This is a genomic window from Agarivorans sp., assembly GCF_050295395.1.
GTDB lineage: Bacteria > Pseudomonadota > Gammaproteobacteria > Enterobacterales > Celerinatantimonadaceae > Agarivorans.
In genome coordinates, this window is sequence record NZ_JBNKPP010000153.1 from 24,062 (window position 1) to 41,343 (window position 17,282).

Annotated in this window: 21 protein-coding genes; 11 read left to right on the top strand and 10 right to left on the bottom strand. The window is 46.3% G+C overall.

The features are described 5' to 3' along the window. Positions 1–38: 38 nt before the first annotated feature. From hemE to ACQY6Q_RS09115, 4 genes are all read left to right on the top strand, one after another. Positions 39–1,103: a uroporphyrinogen decarboxylase gene (gene hemE, locus ACQY6Q_RS09100; protein WP_427980422.1), complete on the top strand. Its 1,065-nt coding sequence runs from the start codon at positions 39–41 to the stop codon at positions 1,101–1,103. A 367-nt stretch (positions 1,104–1,470) separates the two neighbouring features. Then, positions 1,471–2,250: a sulfite exporter TauE/SafE family protein gene (locus ACQY6Q_RS09105; protein ID WP_427980424.1), complete on the top strand. Its 780-nt coding sequence runs from the start codon at positions 1,471–1,473 to the stop codon at positions 2,248–2,250. Between the two features lie 12 nt (positions 2,251–2,262). Further along, positions 2,263–2,586, top strand: a complete 324-nt coding sequence (locus tag ACQY6Q_RS09110; RefSeq protein ID WP_427980427.1) for a hypothetical protein — start codon at positions 2,263–2,265, stop codon at positions 2,584–2,586. A 24-nt stretch (positions 2,587–2,610) separates the two neighbouring features. Next, positions 2,611–2,784, top strand: a complete 174-nt coding sequence (locus ACQY6Q_RS09115; RefSeq protein WP_427980429.1) for a PLDc N-terminal domain-containing protein — start codon at positions 2,611–2,613, stop codon at positions 2,782–2,784. On the opposite strand, the gene ACQY6Q_RS09120 is transcribed toward ACQY6Q_RS09115, so the two are convergent. Both ACQY6Q_RS09120 and ACQY6Q_RS09125 read right to left on the bottom strand, forming a co-directional pair. Then, entirely contained in the window at positions 2,781–3,164 is a 384-nt protein-coding gene (locus ACQY6Q_RS09120; protein WP_427980432.1) for a TM2 domain-containing protein, read from the bottom strand. The genes ACQY6Q_RS09115 and ACQY6Q_RS09120 overlap by 4 nt on opposite strands. Positions 3,165–3,166: 2 nt before the next feature. After that, positions 3,167–3,379: a DUF4177 domain-containing protein gene (locus ACQY6Q_RS09125; RefSeq protein ID WP_427980434.1), complete on the bottom strand. Its 213-nt coding sequence runs from the start codon at positions 3,377–3,379 to the stop codon at positions 3,167–3,169. Positions 3,380–3,602: 223 nt separating this feature from the next. On the opposite strand from ACQY6Q_RS09125, the gene ACQY6Q_RS09130 reads away from it, so the two are divergent. Continuing rightward, positions 3,603–3,839: a TIGR02922 family protein gene (locus ACQY6Q_RS09130; protein WP_427980437.1), complete on the top strand. Its 237-nt coding sequence runs from the start codon at positions 3,603–3,605 to the stop codon at positions 3,837–3,839. Positions 3,840–3,880: 41 nt separating this feature from the next. On the opposite strand, the gene ACQY6Q_RS09135 is transcribed toward ACQY6Q_RS09130, so the two are convergent. Continuing rightward, positions 3,881–4,813 carry a D-2-hydroxyacid dehydrogenase gene (locus ACQY6Q_RS09135; protein ID WP_427980439.1) on the bottom strand — a complete coding sequence of 311 codons (933 nt, stop codon included), beginning with the start codon at positions 4,811–4,813 and terminating at the stop codon, positions 3,881–3,883. Between the two features lie 116 nt (positions 4,814–4,929). On the opposite strand from ACQY6Q_RS09135, the gene ACQY6Q_RS09140 reads away from it, so the two are divergent. The 5 genes from ACQY6Q_RS09140 (at position 4,930) to ACQY6Q_RS09160 (ending at position 7,359) form a co-directional block, all read left to right on the top strand. Next, on the top strand, positions 4,930–5,520 hold the full coding sequence (locus ACQY6Q_RS09140; protein ID WP_427980442.1) for a YjaG family protein: 591 nt from the start codon (positions 4,930–4,932) through the stop codon (positions 5,518–5,520). 160 nt (positions 5,521–5,680) lie between these two features. Next, on the top strand, positions 5,681–5,953 hold the full coding sequence (hupA, locus tag ACQY6Q_RS09145; RefSeq protein ID WP_055733924.1) for a nucleoid-associated protein HU-alpha: 273 nt from the start codon (positions 5,681–5,683) through the stop codon (positions 5,951–5,953). A gap of 150 nt (positions 5,954–6,103) precedes the next feature. After that, positions 6,104–6,457, top strand: coding sequence for a sirohydrochlorin chelatase (locus ACQY6Q_RS09150; RefSeq protein WP_427980445.1), 354 nt, complete (start codon positions 6,104–6,106; stop codon positions 6,455–6,457). 134 nt (positions 6,458–6,591) lie between these two features. Beyond that, positions 6,592–6,780, top strand: a complete 189-nt coding sequence (locus ACQY6Q_RS09155; protein WP_427980447.1) for a hypothetical protein — start codon at positions 6,592–6,594, stop codon at positions 6,778–6,780. Between the two features lie 99 nt (positions 6,781–6,879). After that, on the top strand, positions 6,880–7,359 hold the full coding sequence (locus tag ACQY6Q_RS09160; protein ID WP_427980449.1) for an FKBP-type peptidyl-prolyl cis-trans isomerase: 480 nt from the start codon (positions 6,880–6,882) through the stop codon (positions 7,357–7,359). A 38-nt stretch (positions 7,360–7,397) separates the two neighbouring features. On the opposite strand, the gene leuA is transcribed toward ACQY6Q_RS09160, so the two are convergent. Together leuA and ACQY6Q_RS09170 are read right to left on the bottom strand one after the other, a co-directional pair. Next, entirely contained in the window at positions 7,398–9,077 is a 1,680-nt protein-coding gene (leuA, locus tag ACQY6Q_RS09165; RefSeq protein ID WP_427980451.1) for a 2-isopropylmalate synthase, read from the bottom strand. Positions 9,078–9,420: 343 nt separating this feature from the next. Further along, positions 9,421–9,960: a YfaZ family outer membrane protein gene (locus tag ACQY6Q_RS09170; protein WP_427980454.1), complete on the bottom strand. Its 540-nt coding sequence runs from the start codon at positions 9,958–9,960 to the stop codon at positions 9,421–9,423. A gap of 319 nt (positions 9,961–10,279) precedes the next feature. On the opposite strand from ACQY6Q_RS09170, the gene ACQY6Q_RS09175 reads away from it, so the two are divergent. Then, positions 10,280–11,347, top strand: a complete 1,068-nt coding sequence (locus ACQY6Q_RS09175; protein ID WP_427980457.1) for a TRAP transporter substrate-binding protein — start codon at positions 10,280–10,282, stop codon at positions 11,345–11,347. Between the two features lie 67 nt (positions 11,348–11,414). On the opposite strand, the gene ACQY6Q_RS09180 is transcribed toward ACQY6Q_RS09175, so the two are convergent. The 5 genes from ACQY6Q_RS09180 to ACQY6Q_RS09200 form a co-directional block, all read right to left on the bottom strand. After that, complete coding sequence (locus tag ACQY6Q_RS09180) at positions 11,415–12,365, bottom strand: NADPH:quinone reductase (protein ID WP_427980459.1); 951 nt, start codon at positions 12,363–12,365, stop codon at positions 11,415–11,417. Between the two features lie 860 nt (positions 12,366–13,225). Then, the gene (locus ACQY6Q_RS09185) at positions 13,226–13,813 is read right to left on the bottom strand and encodes a DNA-3-methyladenine glycosylase I (protein ID WP_427980462.1); all 588 of its coding nucleotides are present in this window, start codon (positions 13,811–13,813) and stop codon (positions 13,226–13,228) included. Further along, complete coding sequence (locus tag ACQY6Q_RS09190) at positions 13,806–15,299, bottom strand: succinylglutamate desuccinylase/aspartoacylase family protein (RefSeq protein ID WP_427980464.1); 1,494 nt, start codon at positions 15,297–15,299, stop codon at positions 13,806–13,808. Before ACQY6Q_RS09190 ends, ACQY6Q_RS09185 begins: the two co-directional genes overlap by 8 nt. A 64-nt stretch (positions 15,300–15,363) precedes the next feature. Continuing rightward, positions 15,364–16,575 carry a methyltransferase gene (locus ACQY6Q_RS09195; RefSeq protein WP_427980467.1) on the bottom strand — a complete coding sequence of 404 codons (1,212 nt, stop codon included), beginning with the start codon at positions 16,573–16,575 and terminating at the stop codon, positions 15,364–15,366. Positions 16,576–16,578: 3 nt separating this feature from the next. Continuing rightward, the gene (locus ACQY6Q_RS09200; RefSeq protein WP_427980469.1) at positions 16,579–17,175 is read right to left on the bottom strand and encodes a YitT family protein; all 597 of its coding nucleotides are present in this window, start codon (positions 17,173–17,175) and stop codon (positions 16,579–16,581) included. Positions 17,176–17,282: the final 107 nt, after the last annotated feature.

A 17,282-nucleotide genomic window follows, 5' to 3' on the forward strand; every position in this document is an offset into this window, starting at 1 on the left:
ATGCACTAGCTAAAATTTAACATGATTAGGAACGTTGCATGTCGGAACTGAAAAATGATCGCTATTTACGCGCACTATTAAAACAACCGGTTGACCATACACCGGTTTGGATGATGCGCCAAGCGGGTCGTTATTTGCCTGAATATCGAGAAGTGCGCGCTGGCGCAGGTGACTTTATGACGGTGTGTCGAGATGCCGATTTAGCCTGTGAAGTGACCCTTCAACCTCTACGTCGCTTTGACCTAGATGCGGCAATCTTGTTTTCCGATATTCTCACTATTCCCGATGCCATGGGACTGGGGCTGTATTTTTCCTCGGGGGAAGGGCCTAAATTTGAACGCCCGGTTACCAGTAAAGCTCAGGTTGAAGCCTTAGGTGTTCCCGATCCTGAGCAAGAGTTGGCTTATGTAATGAATGCGGTGCGTACCATTAAACGTGAGTTAAAAGGGGAAGTGCCACTTATTGGGTTTTCGGGTAGCCCATGGACCTTGGCCACCTACATGGTGGAAGGTGGCACCACTAAGTCTTTTGCGGGTATTAAAAAAATGGCGTTCAGCGAGCCACAAACGCTGCACCTGCTATTAGATAAGCTGGCCGATTCGGTGATCTTATATTTGAACGCGCAAATTGCCGCCGGAGCTCAGTCGGTGATGATTTTTGATACTTGGGGTGGGGTATTGTCACCACGAGATTACCAAGAATTTTCGCTGTCTTATATGCATAAAATTGTAGATGGTTTATGTCGCGAAGCCGATGGTAGACGAGTACCGGTGACCTTGTTTACTAAAAATGGCGGGCAGTGGTTAGAGCAAATTGCGGCCACTGGATGTGACGCGTTGGGCTTAGATTGGACGATTAATATCGCCGATGCGAAGCAGCGAGTAGGTGATAAAGTGGCCCTGCAAGGCAATATGGATCCTTCTATGTTGTATGCGCCAATTCCACGGATCCGCCAAGAAGTAGAAACAATACTAGAGGGCTTTGGCGAGGGTACTGGCCATGTATTTAACTTAGGCCATGGTATTCACCCAGATGTTAATCCAGAGCATGCAGGCGCATTCATTGATGCGGTGCACGAGTTAAGTCAGAAGTATCACCGTTAGACTCACTTTAATACGCATCTTGGATTTAAATAAGGCAAAAGCCAAACTTTTGTCTTATTTATCTAAATGCCATCGATTTTGTATTTTGTTGTGCTATATTGCGCTGCCTTAGAACTCTTTACGGATGAAGTTCGTTAAACCGTAATTGAGAGCTTACTGTATGAAATCACCTTTTCAAATCGGCATTGTCCTTCTGTTAATGGCGTTATGCGTGCTGACCTACAAACTAAAACGGGTTGGCGGCTCACATGACCTTTCGCCACTTTCCTCGTTACAGACCAATCTTGGTGAATCACTTGCGCATCCTGTGTGGTTAAAGCAGACTGAGGCTCATATATAAATTACCGAATAGCTTGATACTATTGTGATGTTGTTGAACTTTCTGCTGGTGGGAGCGGTAGCAGGATTAATGTCTGGTTTATTTGGCATTGGTGGTGGTTTGGTAATCGTGCCAGTATTGATTGGTAGCTTTGCTGCAATGGGCTTTGCTAGTGAATTCGCCATTCATTTAGCCATTGGCACCTCCCTCGCTTCAATCCTTATTACCGCCAGCAGCGCCAGCTACGCACATTATTGTCGAGGCTCGATTGACCTCTCCATCGTTAAAAGACTGGGTATAGGTATTGTTTTTGGAGCCATGCTTGGGTCTTGGATAGCGACCCAACTGGCCGCACAACAACTGACTTGGTATTTTGCCGGATTTTTATTGGTGATGGCCGCCTACATGGCATTTGGCCGTACTCCTAAAGCGCAACGCAGTTTACCGGGGGCTACTGGCACCAGTATGTTAGGGGCGATAGTAGGCACCATTTCGGCGATGTTTGGTATTGGTGGTGGCACTATTATATTTCCATGTTTGAGTTGGTTTGGCGTGCCGGCCCCTAAAGCGGTGGCGGTTGCAGCTGTATGTGGTTTGCCCATCGCCGTAGTGGGCACCAGTGCCTATATTTATAATGGTTGGCAACAGCCGGGGTTGCCGGAGTGGAGTTTGGGTTATGTTTATTTGCCCGCTTGGTTCGGCATTATTGCCAGTAGCGCTTTGTTCGCCCGTTTGGGGAGCCGTTTAGCTTACCGTTTGCCCGCTAAAAGATTGAAACAAGCTTTCGCTTTGCTGCTGCTGATTATGGCGGCCAAACTAATATTATAATTCGAGGTGAAGATGAACCGAGGTAAGTTATTGGCCATTACAGGCTTGGCCCTAGTCTGTTCTATTAGTCTTGCTTGTGAAGCGCCTTCGGAGCAACGCCTTGGCGAAGTATTGGTGGCCTCTCGCGCTAAACTCTATCAGCAACCACCGCAACAAGATTATGCTTGCCTAGAGGCCTATGGCTTAGATACTCGTTATTCGGTATTTGTTAGAAGTTGGCTTTATTTTGAACAGCGGATAATAGAGCAACGTTTAGCTTTAGTGGCTAACGATAAGCAGACGCTGCAGCAACAGCAAATTCTATTGAGATTACAAAGGCGAATTGATTTAGAATGAGGCCTTTTATTGAGAGGAGTCACAATGTCTTTTTCATTGTTGTTAGGCATCGGCATCTTGGTAACCGACATGTTTGCCATCGTGAAGATCATTAATAGCAGCGCGGAGGTGGGCAGAAAGTACCTATGGGTTTTTCTGATCTGCGCTTTTCCAGTATTAGGCTTCGTTTTATGGTTGTTTAAAGGCCCAAAGCGCTAACAATGCTGAACCTGCTCTAATAGTTGCTGCATCTTTTGGTTGTTGTAGGCCAATACTTGTAAGTCGGCCCGAAACAGAGCAGGTAATTCGATCAGGCTTATCGCCACTAATAAGAAGAGGCCTAAAGGCCAGATACCGAGCAGCAATAGCAGTAATGCGAGTAACGATACCAGTAGATTAATAGCCCCTCTTAACCATTTGTGTAAGTAAAAGTGATGTAATCCCGCCAGCAGCAAGTAATTGAGCACCGCGTAACTATCGGGGTCTTTTACTTGTTTTTCCCAAGCTAGATAAAACTGTTTGCGTTGACTGGCTGGTAGCTGATTAACTTGCTGACGCAGCTGTTCTTGCTGTTGCTCTAGGTGCTGGCGGTTTAGCATGCTTAACGTCCTAGCGTGACTATCACCGTTTCACGGCTCCAAAACAGCCAAAATCGACGATTTTCGATAACTTGGAAAACCATCTGCCAGCCGTCACTTGCCTCTTTGTTTAGGGTGGCCTCAACTTTTTGCAGTGGCATGCCCGATGCGCCTAAAAACAAAGTGCCTAAAGCACCTTCTGTAATCGCGATAACTTTGTATTCTTTAAAAGCCATTGTATTTCTCACCTTAAAAATGTTTGTCCGACTATAAGCTATGCTTAAAGACAAAACCAATGCTAAGCATTTATAAAATGCTGTGCTAATGTTAATGACATGATAAATATAACGCCTATTTTGTGGCGGTTTAGCAGTGTCTTGTTGACTTTAAGCTTATTAAATTTATGGGCTTGGCCTTTATAGACACGATTGGAGAGTTGATGAGGCCTAGGAACCAGTTATGAAAGTAACCATGCTTTACTATGATGAAGACAACCCTTTGTTGTTACAGCAACAAGTTTTGTCAGGTTTAAAGCAAAGTGCTAAGGGGCGAGTGATCATTCCTAATGAGGAAAAGCAGGGAAAAATCATCATTGCCATCTTAGATGGGGAAGTAAAAGTTCTCAACTCTTTAGGTGACCGCGCCTTTGCCGCTTTCGATCTTGAAAAGCACATCTCTTTTGACGATGAAGTCTAATCGTAAATCGACGGTAAGTACCAAACTTACCGTCGCTGCAATTAATAGCCCTTAGTAAAATCTACCTTGTCTTGTAGTTCTTGCCCTTCTAAATAAGCCTGCAATTTTTCAGCAAATAGCCTACTGATATCACTCACCCTGCTAGGGGCAGCGATATGAGGGGTAATGATACAGTTACTCTGTTGCCATAAAGGGTGGTCTTCAGGTAGCGGTTCCGGCTGACATACGTCTAGGATCGTCCATGCTTTGGGCTTTTGCTGTAAAAATGCCAGTAAGGCTTGATGATCTACGGTGGCGCCTCGTCCCACATTAAAAAAGATTACCTCATCGGCTAAGTGGTCAAAGAACTGTTGATTTAGCATCTTGTAGCTTGCAGGGGTATTGGGTAATACCGCCACCACCACGTCGGCTTGGCGGCAAGCTGGCAAGCCTTGCTGAAAAGCATACACCTGGTTAAAGGCTGGCTTACCTTGGCCACTGTGGCTTAATGCGATTGGTTTCATCGAAAAATGTGCCGCCGTAGTGGCTAAGTGTTGGCTGATGTTGCCACTACCTATGCAGCAGAAAGTTTTCCCCTGTAGGCTTTGATGGGGCAGAGCTTGCCATAAGGCTTTGGCTTGTTGAGCTCGATAAGCTTGGTGCTGTTGAGTCAAGGCAAGGAGATGAGAAAACACATACTCACTCATTAGCGGTCCAAACACTCCACGGCTATTGGTGAGCTGATAGTGTCGAGGTAAGCTGCTATCTAGCAGGGCATCTACCCCAGCAAAGGTGGAGTGTAGCCAAGCGAGTTGCGGCATGTCTTTGAGTATAACGGCTGCATCGGCCGGAGCGGCTAATAGCACCTGACTTTGTAAGGCTGCTGGACTAAGTTGTTCAGCTTGTTCTGCCCAAAACCACTGACATTGAGGAAATTGTGGTTGTAATAGTTGATAATATTGCTGAGCATCGGCGCTAAGAATAGTGATTTGCATAGTGGACCTTCGGTTGGGTAATAAAACGGCATTTCGCTAAGCGCTACGGCAGTGTTAAGCTGCTCAGCTCACCAGCCCTAATTATCTTAATCGTTTTATGGAGTGCGGAGCAAACCATGCTTACCCCTTGTGATACAGAGCGCCTAACTCGCCTAACTAGTCAGCAGCAGTCTTTATATTGTCTTGGCTTATTACAAAGAATGGCCCCGAATTATTTACTGTTTTGCCAAGCTGTCGAACTAGAGCATGATGCAGCATTCAATAAGTTATTGGCGTTATTTTGGGAAGGGGTGATGCATCCTAAAACCAAAATTAACTTTAGCGCCCAACGAGAGCGCTTTGACGCCTTGATCCCTGAGCCCCAAGATTATGACATGTTCGGGGTATATCCCGCACTTGACTGCTGTGTAGTGGTGGATTGTTTGTTTAGCTGTTTGTTAGAAGCCACTGGAGAGGAAGCAGAACAAGCTAGCCAAACTTCCTTAGCGAGTGTTTTAAGCTTACTTGAGCTGCAATTTGGCGAGCAAACAGAACAACAAATAATGGATCAACCATTAGTGGTTCAAGAGTTGGCTTTTCAGAGCGAATTGTTAGACCATATTGAACGGCTGGACGGAAGTAAAACCTCGCTTCAAGCCTTGAAAACGCTGGCGATTAACCAAGGTGTGAGCAATTTAGGGATCAGCTTAGATAGTGGTAATGAGTGATTCTTTATTATTTAAGCGGTGTTTTTGTGACTGTTTACGCATAAATTGGTTAAAGCCCCGCCAAACAAGGCTTGAAAGGGGAAAAACTCTTTGCGCAGCGATTTTTTTTCTCTTAAAGTGAAGCTGGATTATTTAAACGAACATAAAGGATTTAGATATTATGAACAAAACTGAACTAATTGATGCTATTGCTGAAAAAGCTGACCTATCAAAAGCACAAGCAAAACTAGCATTGGAATCAACTTTAGGTGCAGTAACTGACGCGCTTAAAGAAGGCGATCAAGTTCAGCTAATCGGCTTTGGTACATTCAAAGTTAATCATCGTGCAGCTCGCACTGGCCGTAACCCACAAACTGGTGCTGAGATTCAAATTGCTGCTGCTAACGTACCTGCATTTGTTGCTGGTAAAGCATTAAAAGACGCTGTTAAATAGTTTCTTTAATTAGCCCTTGTTTCGGCAAGGGCTAATTGTTTCACTTCTTCCGCTCCAACTTTATTTTCCCGCATTTAGTTTTACAAAACGGCTTTTTTGTTGCTGTTCGAACTCGTATCATGAATTTCTTTTTTTGCTCTAAGGAAGTTTATGCAAGCGTTATTAGTTGTGGCTCACGGTAGCCGTCGTGCTCAGTCTAATCAGGAAGTGGTCAAGCTTGCCGCACAGATGGCGACATCTCTACCTCAATTTCAAGCGGTTGAGGCGGCATTTTTAGAGCTAGTAGAGCCTAGCATTAGTCAAAAAATTGCTCAGTGTTACCAGCAGGGCATTCATAACATTGTTATTTATCCGCATTTTTTGGCGGCAGGTACCCATGTGGTGAACGATTTGCCGCGTATTATCGAAGAGGCAAAACAACAACATTCTGGGCTTGAGATTAAACTGTTACCCCATCTTGGTGGCTTTAGTGGTTTAAGTGAGTTTATTTGCCAGTCTCTATAGAATTTAGCGTTTGCTTAGCCATTCCCTTTAGCTAAAGTAAATACGACTTTGGTAGGAGGGATGGTGGTTGCAGCTTGGTCTATTCTGAAAGTTTGCTGAATGATGTGCAATCATATCGACTTCATGGAGGATCAATGAATAGCTACTCGCTTAACCCTATTGCTTCGGTGCAATTGTCTACTCGTCGGCGACGCAATCGTCGTAACTCTTTAACTAAATTGGCTAGTCAGGTGAACCTGGTGAATAAGTTGGGCAATGGTCAACAACATAGTCAATCCGAGTTTTCTCTTAGCGTTTTAGATTGTAATTGCTACCTTGAATAAAGGGCGTGTCAGTTTAGGCTTTGCCCAGCTGCATTAATACTTGGCAAGCGGGCGTTTATTTGCTGTAGTGTCGCCATCTTTTGAACATGAGAATTCCGCATGCAAGTTGCAAAAAATACCGTAGTACGCTTTGAATACACCCTACACGAAACCGATGGTGCTTTATTAGAGAGTACCGATGGTCAAGCCGTGGCTTATTTACATGGGCATAAGGCGATGATTCCGGCAATTGAAGAAGGCTTAGAAGGTAAGCAAGCCGGTGATGAGGTAAAACTTAGCTTAGCGCCAGAGCAGGCTTATGGTGTACGTAGAGAAGAAGCACAAGAGCGCATTTCAGTGAAGCACCTACAAGGTGCTAAAACTTGGAGGCCGGGCATGGTAGCGCTAGTGCAAACCGAGCAAGGCCCTCGCCAAGTCACCATTTTAAAAATGGGTAAATTCATGGCCACTGTCGACACTAACCACCCCTACGCGGGTAAGCATCTTGATTTTGACCTGAAAGTCGTTGAAGTTCGAGCTGCTACTGAGGAAGAAATCGCACATGGTCACGCCCATGGTGCAGGCGGCCATCAGCACTAAAATTATCGGGCCAGTGTAGTGCACTCTGGCCCTTCCTGTTAGGCCGGTTGGGCGGGCGCGTCGGCGTGTTGCAACACCTGCTGATTCAGCGCGCACAACAAGGCTTTAAGGCTGGCGGTTAGAATATCTTTGTCAATCGCTACACCCAAGTAGCGCTTACCTGCAATTTTCGCCTGTATATAACACACCGCTTCGGCTTCTGCTCCCTTGCTTAGCGCATGCTCATTGTAATCTAGCACTTCTATATCAACCTCAAAGCGCTGTGTTAAGCCATTGGCAAACGCCGCCAACGCACCATTACCTGTGGCATGAATCTGCATGCTTTGTTGCTCTCGCTGTAATTCAACTTGTAATTGCTCCTGCTGCTGGTAGCTCACCTGATAATTAGCCAACTGATAGGCTTGCGCTTGCACCAAGTAATGTTGATTAAATAGCTGCCAAATTTTTTGTGGGCTAATTTCTTCACCGCTTTGTTCCGCGTCTTTTTGTACCACCGCACTAAACTCAATTAGCGCCCAGCGAGGCAACTGGATGCCATAATCCTTATCGAGAATATAGGCGATGCCGCCTTTGCCGGATTGGCTATTAATGCGAATTACTTCTTGATAGTCGCGGCCGAGATCGGCTGGGTCAATCGGCAAGTAGGCAACATCCCAATAGGCGTCGTCTTGCTGAGCATCTAAACATTTTTTAATGGCATCCTGATGACTGCCAGAGAAAGCGGTAAAAACTAACTCGCCCACATAAGGGTGGCGCGGATGCACTGGTAATTGAGTACACTCTTTTACCACCTGAACAATCTCATCAATATCCGCTAGCTTGAGTTGTGGGTCGATACCTTGGCTATATAAGTTCATCGCCATGGTGACGATGTCCATGTTGCCAGTGCGTTCACCATTGCCCAATAACGTGCCTTCCACGCGCTCTGCTCCGGCTAATTGTCCGAGCTCGGCGGCGGCAATACCACAACCTCGGTCGTTGTGAGTATGCTGGCTAATGATAATATCTTGACGATGTTGAATATGTTGAATAAACCATTCTATTTGATCGGCATAGACATTGGGAGTCGACATCTCAACCGTAGCCGGCAAATTGAGAATGATTTTTTGTTGGGCCTTAGGCCGCCATTCAGCCACCACTGCGTTACAGATCTCCACCGCAAAGTCGAGTTCGGTGCCGGTAAAACTTTCCGGAGAATACTGAAATTGCCAGTTAGTTTGTGGATATTGATCGGCGTGTTTTTGCAGCTCTTTCGCACCTTGCACTGCGATATCTATGATGCCGGGTTTGTCTAGCTTAAATACCTTGTCGCGCTGCACTTTGGAAGTGGAATTGTATAAGTGCACGATGGCATTCTTGGCTCCTTTTAGGGCTTCAAAAGTGCGGGCGATCAAGGCCGGGCGAGCCTGCGTTAACACTTGAATTGATACGTCGTCGGGGATTTGCTGATTGTCGATCAACCAACGAACAAAATCATAGTCGGTGTTAGAAGCGGCAGGAAAACCCACTTCAATTTGTTTAAAGCCAAGTTTAATTAACAATGCAAATAGGCGCTGCTTTTGTTCCACCGACATCGGCTCAATAAGCGCTTGATTACCATCGCGTAAGTCTACGCTACACCATTGTGGTGCTTGGCTAATGACGCGATCTGGCCATTGCCGTTGACGTAAAGGCACGGGAGGAAAAGCTTGGTATTTTTGGTGATTAAACTGTGACATAAGAGCTCCTTGTGGCGCATTGAAAATGAAAACGCAGGCAACAGTGAATTAGCAGCCAGCGCTTGCCTGATTAACGCGCTGACTGCCGCTTAGTCGTAATGTGTTCCGCATGGCCAGTTATTCCGTCTAATTAACTGAAGCACAGTATAGAAAAGTCACCAAGGTGAGTGTTTGCTAATTATGTTTTAATTTGTTTGTTTTGAGCAATAAGTTTCCATCTATAGCTAAGTTATAGCAATAATTGATTTGTTTTGTTGTTTTTGGTGGTGGGTTGGCTTGATGTTGCTGGGCCGGGAAACTTATCGCTTAGTCTTTATTGCCCTGCTAAACAGGGCTGAGGGGATTAGAAATTAAAGGCCGCGCCAATGTATAAGCCTTTGGTAAAGTCGAGGTTGGCTTGTTCCTTATAGCGGAATTGAATGGCTCGGTAACCAATATGCAAACTGGCTTGTGGCATAATGGCGTAGCCCAATTTCGCGTCTACATCATAGTAGCGACTCAGCTGCGAGCTGGTTAATACTGAAGGCGCGTAATAGCCGCTAGCAGAGAGCGTGAGTTTGTTGGCTAAATCAATGCTGTAATCACCGCCAATGGCAAAGGCGTGGGGATTGCCGCGATGATTGGCCCACAACTTACTGAATTTGGCGCCAATCGAAAAACTGTGTATATCTTGGCGATGGCTGGCTTTGATCCCTATGTCGGCTAAATCACCTTCTGGGCGAGAGTACAGGTAATTGGCAGAAAATTCTGCGCCAGCCGTAACGGCTGTTTCAAAGCCGACTTCCACGACGTCGTCATTCAAATCTACATGTAATGAACTGGCGTAAGCGCTGCTACAGCTCCCAGCAATGATTAAACTGGCTAGAAAGTTATTTTTCAACATATTGTATCGCTATTCCCTGTTTTTGTGGGATTTGGTAAGGTTATGGTGAGTGTGCGTAGTTTTTATCTGAATATTGACTGTGTTGCAAATCAAATAGTTATATAGCGAGGCTGCTGGGCCTGACCCTGTGGATGGAATGGTGTGTTTACCCCCTAATAACAGCCGACAGGAGTGCTCTGCTTATGGCGGTTCCGATCTACGACTATTCGCGACTATGCTTGGTTCATCTGCTCTGTTAATGTAATGTTAATAAAGGCGCGGCTTTTATTCCCTACAAAACTATATAGCAAACAGACAGATAGAATAGAAAGGAAGAAAAATGACCAAAGGATGGCTTGCAGCAGTGCTGATGATCAGTACTAGCTTATCGTTAAATGTTCAGGCAGAAGGCAAGGTTTATCGCTTAAAATTGGCGGAATCGTGGCCAACAAACTTTCCATTGTTAGACTCAGGAGTGCAACGTTTTGCCGAAATGGCTGAGCAAATGTCTGATGGGCGCTTGAAAATAAAAGTCGACTCTGCCAACAAACATAAAGCCCCTTTAGGTATTTTTGATTTAGTAAAAAGCGGTCAATACGACATGGGCCATTCAGCTTCCTACTATTACAAGGGCAAGGTGCCCAATACCATGTTCTTTACCACCATGCCCTTTGGTATGACGGCTATGGAGCAACACGCTTGGTATCGTTATGGCGGTGGTAAGGAATTAATGGCCAAGGTATATCAACCGCATGGCTTATTAACCTTTCCGGGTGGTAATACCGGTGTACAAATGGGGGGATGGTTTCGCCACGAGATTAATAGCGTAACAGATTTACATAATCTAAAAATGCGCATTCCTGGCTTTGCCGGTGAAGTGTTAGCCAAGTTAGGTGCCACTCCAGTGAATATTCCTCCCGCCGAGCTGTATACGGCACTAGAGCGCAATACCATTGATGCCTTGGAGTGGGTAGGCCCGTCGTTGGATTTGCGTATGGGCTTTCACAAAATTGCTCCTTATTATTACACGGGTTGGCACGAACCTGGTTCAGAAAACATGTTTTTAATAAACAAAAAGGTGTTTGAAGGGCTGCCGGCCGATTTACAAAGCATATTGCAAACCGCCATGCGCTTAACCGCCTTTGATATTTTTGTTGAAGCTACGGCCATGAGCACCGACAACTGGGAAACCATGCTGCAAGAGTATCCAGAGATTAAGGTGCGAAGTTTTCCTAAAGAAGTGTTAGTGGCACTGAAACAAGCGAACGATGAATTGTTGGCGGAGTATGCTGAGCGTGACCCTCTGGCTAAAGAAATTATCGAATCCCAGCAGGCTTTTGCTAAGAAGGCGCGAGCCTATACCTTAATTTCTGATTATGGCTATTTACAGAGCACTAAAGATCTTTAGCGCCGGCACAATCCTATAGAGATAAAAAAGCGGCTGTAGCCGCTTTTTTACGTTCGGGGTTATTTGACTAAGCGATGTTTATGACTACATTGCCGGTGGCGCCGGCTTGCATTACTGCTTGATGGGCTTGGCCGGTTTGCTCTAGTGAAAAACGTTTGGCTATCACCGGATTAACGAAGCCTGCTTCCGCTCCCGCATAAATGGCGCGATGGATTTGCTGTAGCTGTTGTGAACTGGCATTCGCTAAGGCCATGCCCATGATGCAGGCATCACGGGCCATAAGGTCTCGCGGATTGATTTCCACACTACCACGGCTACCGATTACCACCACGCGACCGTCTTTATTGAGTAGCGGTAAGTCTTCAGCTAAATTTTGGTTGGCTAGCATCTCTAAAACAACATCTATTTTTCCGGCTTGTTGCAGCTGTTGGTAATGCTCCGGTTCATGGTGGTTAACCACCACATCGGCTCCTTGCTGCTTGATTAGCGCTAAACCCTGTTCGCTACCGGCGGTGGCAAATACGGTGCAGCCAGCAGCTTTAGCAAACTGAATCGCCGCTAAGCCAACCCCGCCGCTAGCGCCGTGTACCAACACGGTTTCGCCAGCTTGAGCATGGGCTCTTATAAATAGCGCGCGCCAGGCGGTGGCATAGGGCGTACCTAAACAGGCTCCTTGTTCAAAGCTGAGTGAGTCAGCCAGGGGAAATACTTGTTCTGGTTTAGCTAAGCAGTATTCGGCGCTGGCACCGCTCAGTGTGCCGCTGCAATAAACTCGTTGGCCCAATTCAAAGCCGCTCACTAGTTCACCTAATTGCACAATTGTGCCAGCAGCATCTTTTCCCGGAGTGTGAGGGAACTGTGCCGTGTAGTTATTTGTGCCTGCCACAATGTAGGTGTCTACCGGGTTGACGCCAGCTGCGGCCACCTCAATTAGTATCTGCTCTGGGCCTGCTTGCAGCTTAGCAATCTCATTGACTACTAGTTGGTCGCCATGGAACTGTGCTTGAACGGCTTTCATTATCCTTTCTCCAAATTAGTTGCTTTAGCTTGTCTTAGCATAAGCGAAAACACAGTATGAAAAAGCTCGCTATTGCTATCTTGTGATCATTTTCCATAGTTCGTGATGGCTGCAATCGAGTTTAACTGGCGAGCACTGGAGTTTGAAAATGTTTTCAATCTTGCCTAAAGGTAATAAAATTACTAAAAGTTAAATTTAGCAATGCTATAATCAAATTTCATAATACTAAATGTGCGTCGTGTCGCATAAAATTTAAAGCGTAAGAGAAAGTTAATAACAAAAAGCCGCTGGTAAGTGTTATTTTCTTTCAAAATGAACTTAAAACAACAGGTGAAATATTATGGAATTATTTGGATTGTACTACGCATTACGTGCCAACAAAGTAAGCAACGAAAAATCTTTAGCTGAACGTAGCCGTTAATTTACGTCTTAAAGTAGAGGATATCAATATGTATGAACTAATGGGTCTAGTTGCTTATTTCTCAAGCAGCAAAACTGAAGCTCAAAAGTTAAAAGAACTTCAACAACGTAGCCGTTAATAAACACTTTAACAAAGAGAGAATCATGATGAATATGTTAGAATTATTAGGTTGGGTTGCACTTGGCCAAGTAAGTAACCAAAAAACTGAAGAACAACGCATCGCTGAATTAAGCCGCTAGTTAATAGTAAACAGTCAGTTATATAGTAGCATTTATGTTATCGCCGATCAGGCGAACCGGCCTCCTCAATTCTTAGAGGAAGCATTATTTTCCTCGCTGGCCTCAGCCGCCGCAAAACAACATCCCAATAACACTATCAGAGTAAGTCGCTAAAGGCTTAGAGCCTAACTTTATCTGCCCGCATACTCGCTTCGAATACATTATTTACGCGCTAACTCTAGACATTGCTGATAAACATGGCAGTCGCTTAAATGATCGTTGACCATGCCTACCGCCTGCATGAAGGCATAACAAATGGTTGGGCCAACAAAGCTAAACCCGGCTTTTTTTAAGGCTTTTGACATTGCCCGAGATTGTGCGCTCTCACTGGGGATTTGCTCACTTCGCTGGAAATCATTAACGATGGTCTTGCCTCCAACAAAACTCCATAAGTAGTCATTAAAGGCCACGCCTTGTGATTCTAGCTGCAGATAGGCTTTGGCATTGTTCACTATCGATTTGATTTTTAATCGATTACGAATGATTCCCGGATTAGCCATTAAGGCTTCACAATCTTGTTCACTAAACAAGGCCAGTTGCTGGGGCTCAAATTGGGCAAAAGCCTGATAGTAGTTTGCTTGCTTGCGTAAAATGGTGAGCCACGACAGCCCTGCTTGCTGGCCATCGAGACAAAGTTTAGCGAACAACTCTTTGGAGTCGTAAACCGGCCGCCCCCATACCGTGTCGTGATAATGTTGATAGGCTTGATCTTGGCCGCACCAAGGGCAGCGCTGCACACTATTACTCATGTTCATTTCCTTGAGGGAGTGGTTTTGGTGTGGTCTGCTCGCCTAAGGTAGTAGCGGAGCTTTCGGCTGGTGGTTCTTCGCTACTGGCTGGCGGCACGGGTTGTTGTTGCCCAGCTGGTTGTTCTGCTGGGCTGGAGATGTTGGTTTCGCTGTGTTCTGCATTCTCTTTGCTTAGCCCCATGTGCTCAGCATTTTTTTCTACCACTTGCTGTTTAATGATCTCACCTTGCTGTTCTAAGTCTTCGATGGTGCGACGTTCACCAAGGTTGAATACGGCATAACCGGCACTGACAAATTGGTCTTGGGCGCGCCCTAGTACCACTGCATCAAAGGGGGAATAAAGCACTTCCACTTCGTCGGTAATCGGGTTGCTAATTTCTCCCAATAATTGTCCTTTATTGACTCGTTGCCCTAAGGTCACTTTGTTAATCAAAATGCCGCCTTGGCGCGAGCGCAGCCATTCTGAGGCATAAAACACCGGTTGTGGAGAAGACCAAAAGAACGAGCGCGGCAGCATGTCTATGGCGCTAAGATAACTACGTAGCGCTTTTACGCCCGTTTCCACTAGGGTGACATCTACAGTGAAGGGGCCGCCTACTTCCATGACCACCGCAGGGATGCCCGCTGCGGTCGCGGCGCCGCGAAGACTACCGGGAGGGGCAATGCTTTGCAATACCGGAATCGCACCGAAGTGGCTGGCTAACTCAGCAACTGCTGGCAGGGTCAGGTCGGCGCGTAGCTGACTAATGTTTTCGCGAAACATTGAGCCGGAGTGTAAATCGATCAAACTATCGCAGTGACGAATGATGCTGGTGAATAGGCTATGGGCAACGCGTGAGGCGGTGGAGCCGTTGGCATCACCGGGAAAGGCGCGGTTAAGGTCACGTCTGTCCGACATATAGCGATCTTTACGCCATAGACCATCAATATTTACCACTGGTACCGAGATGATGGTGCCTTTTAAGTCTTCCGCTTTTAGGTTTTGTACCACGCGGCGGGCAATTTCTACGCCATTCACCTCATCGCCATGGATGGCGGCGGTAAGGCAAACCCGTGGTCCTGGCTCTTTACCATGAACCACCACCACTGGGGTAGCTAATTCAAATCCTCCAGGAAGGTGGCCAGAGTACCAGTCTAGGGTGGCGGTACTGTTGGGACTGAGCTCGGTATTTAGCAGCGAAATGGCTCCCCAAGCGGGTTCGGCTTCGCTATGGGCTGCGACCTCGGTGGCGGTTTCGCTAGTTTCAGCGGTTCCGGCTACCACGGTTTCAATACTATCGAGAGGAGCGGGTAAGCCTGAGTCCTGAGCTAGTAGTTCCGCAGCCTCGTTGCTTGCTGGGCTGGAAGTGGGCCCAGTGTCTGTTTGTGCATTTTGCTGTTGTTGATGCAAGCTGGGGTTTAAGACTTCTTCATATTGTTCTTCCTGCTCTGTGGCATAAGTACTTAGGCTTAAACCCAAGAGTAGAAACAATAGCTGACGTGGCATAAGGGCTCCAATAAATCGAGCGAAAATAGGATCAAGCATTATCGCAAGTGTAGCAAGTAATGGCTTAATTTCGTGGGCCAAGTTCGGCCTGTATTAAGCTATTACGTGGACTGGTAGTAAAGGGGAACAGTTCGATAAGTTCAACCTTGTAACCATGTTGTTGTAAATATAGGCAGCGATCCAACAGCAGCCAACGTTCAATTAGCGGGCGAAATAACTGCTGCACTTGTTCCAACTGTTGTACTTGTTGATGGCGTTGCTGGCCTTGCTCTAACAATTGCGGTAGAGCTATTTGCTGGGGGAGGTCTAGGCTATGTTGTTGCGCCGCCCAACGGGCAAAATCAATAAATTGTGCCTGCTGACTAAACCAATGTTTGGCAACGGAAGGAAGGGCTTGATAGTGCGCTTGGCCGGTGATTTGTTCACGCAAACACTGATAACTAAGACGCCAATGGATCTCCCGCTGACGCAGGGTTTGTACTCTTTGCCCAGACGTGACCGACTGCGCTACCGCGAGGCGTAAATCCGCTTTACTTAAGCGTAAATCGCTTGCTTGAGCTTCACTTGATAGCGGCTGATAGTGTGGCTCTGCAATCAGGTGATAGCAGCAGGGGCAAAGGCTAAGCCGCTGCGGTTGTTGTTGGCTAGCCAAGTGCAGTAATTGTAGGTGTAATTCACCGCAGGCGTGCAGCGCTACCACATGTTGTTGTGGCTTAATAAAATGTTGTGCCTGTGGGCTCAGCACGTCACAGTGATGAAATTGTTGCCTTAGCTTGAGCTTATCGCTGGTGTGTTGGCCCGCTTGGCACAAACTGGCTTGCCACTCCAAACTATCTACCGAGAGTTGATGGTGAAAACTGAGTAAGCGACCGAGGTGGCCTTTGCCGGCACACCATTCCAGTATGGCTAAGTTCTCGCCTTGCAGCTGCTCACTAAAGGCTTGGATTTGCTCTGCTTTACGCCCTTTTATTCCGGTATTTAGCCAAAATGGCGTAGCCAGTTTATCAGCCTTGCTGCTGGCTAAGGCAAGCGACTCAAGCGTTTCGGCAAGCTCTGGAAAGAACGCAATTAAGCCTTCATCGGCTTGCTTAGCTTGCGCTGGTGTCTGCTGTCGTTTGGGTTCCAGCTGGTCGAGATAAGCATCTAGCGCTGGGTTTTGCCAAGGACGCGTTTGCTGCTCAAAAGGGCTGAACTGCCAGTAGTCTTGGTAACGATACAGCAGCTGATCAAGGCGCTTAAACTGGCGACTAAAACTCGCGCTTTTATTATTTACCATTGATTAAGACAAACCCTGATAGCGGCCACTCTTGTGATTTAAGGCTATCACAATGTTCAGGGCGATGGCGCCTACGATGGACCATAGCAATATGCTCAAGGGCACTAAGAAGTAAGAGGTGGCCACAATTGATACATCTAGGGCCATTTGCACATGACCCGCGCGAATATTAAAGGCTTGCTGTAAGTAGAGAGCCAGAATATTTACGCCACCTAAACTGCCCTTGTGGCGAATTAGGATAAGCATGCCGGTGCCGATTAAAAAGCCCCCCGACAAAGCTGCATAGGCGCGATTTAGTTCACTGAGGGCTATCACTAAATGCAAGTAGTCGGTCATTAGCGATACTAGCACTACGCAGGCAACGGTGCGTAAAGTAAAACCCGCGCCCATCTTAGCGAAGCCGAGTATGAAAAATGGCAGATTGATTAACAAGAAAATCTGGCCAAAAGACAGCGCGATAAACTGGTTGCTTAATAAGGCGAGGCCAGCGGTGCCTCCGGTGAGTAACTGGGTTTCTTTAAAAAAGAACAGCCCTAATGACACCATTATGCTGCCAATAATTAAGGCGAGGATGTCCTCTAGCCAGTTGTGCTTTTCCATGATGCTCTTCAGTTGCTAATAGACAGTGAATAATAGCACTGTTTTTGTAAGATTGAGATAAACAACTATGTATAAGATTTAAAACAAAAAAAACCACTAACATAGTA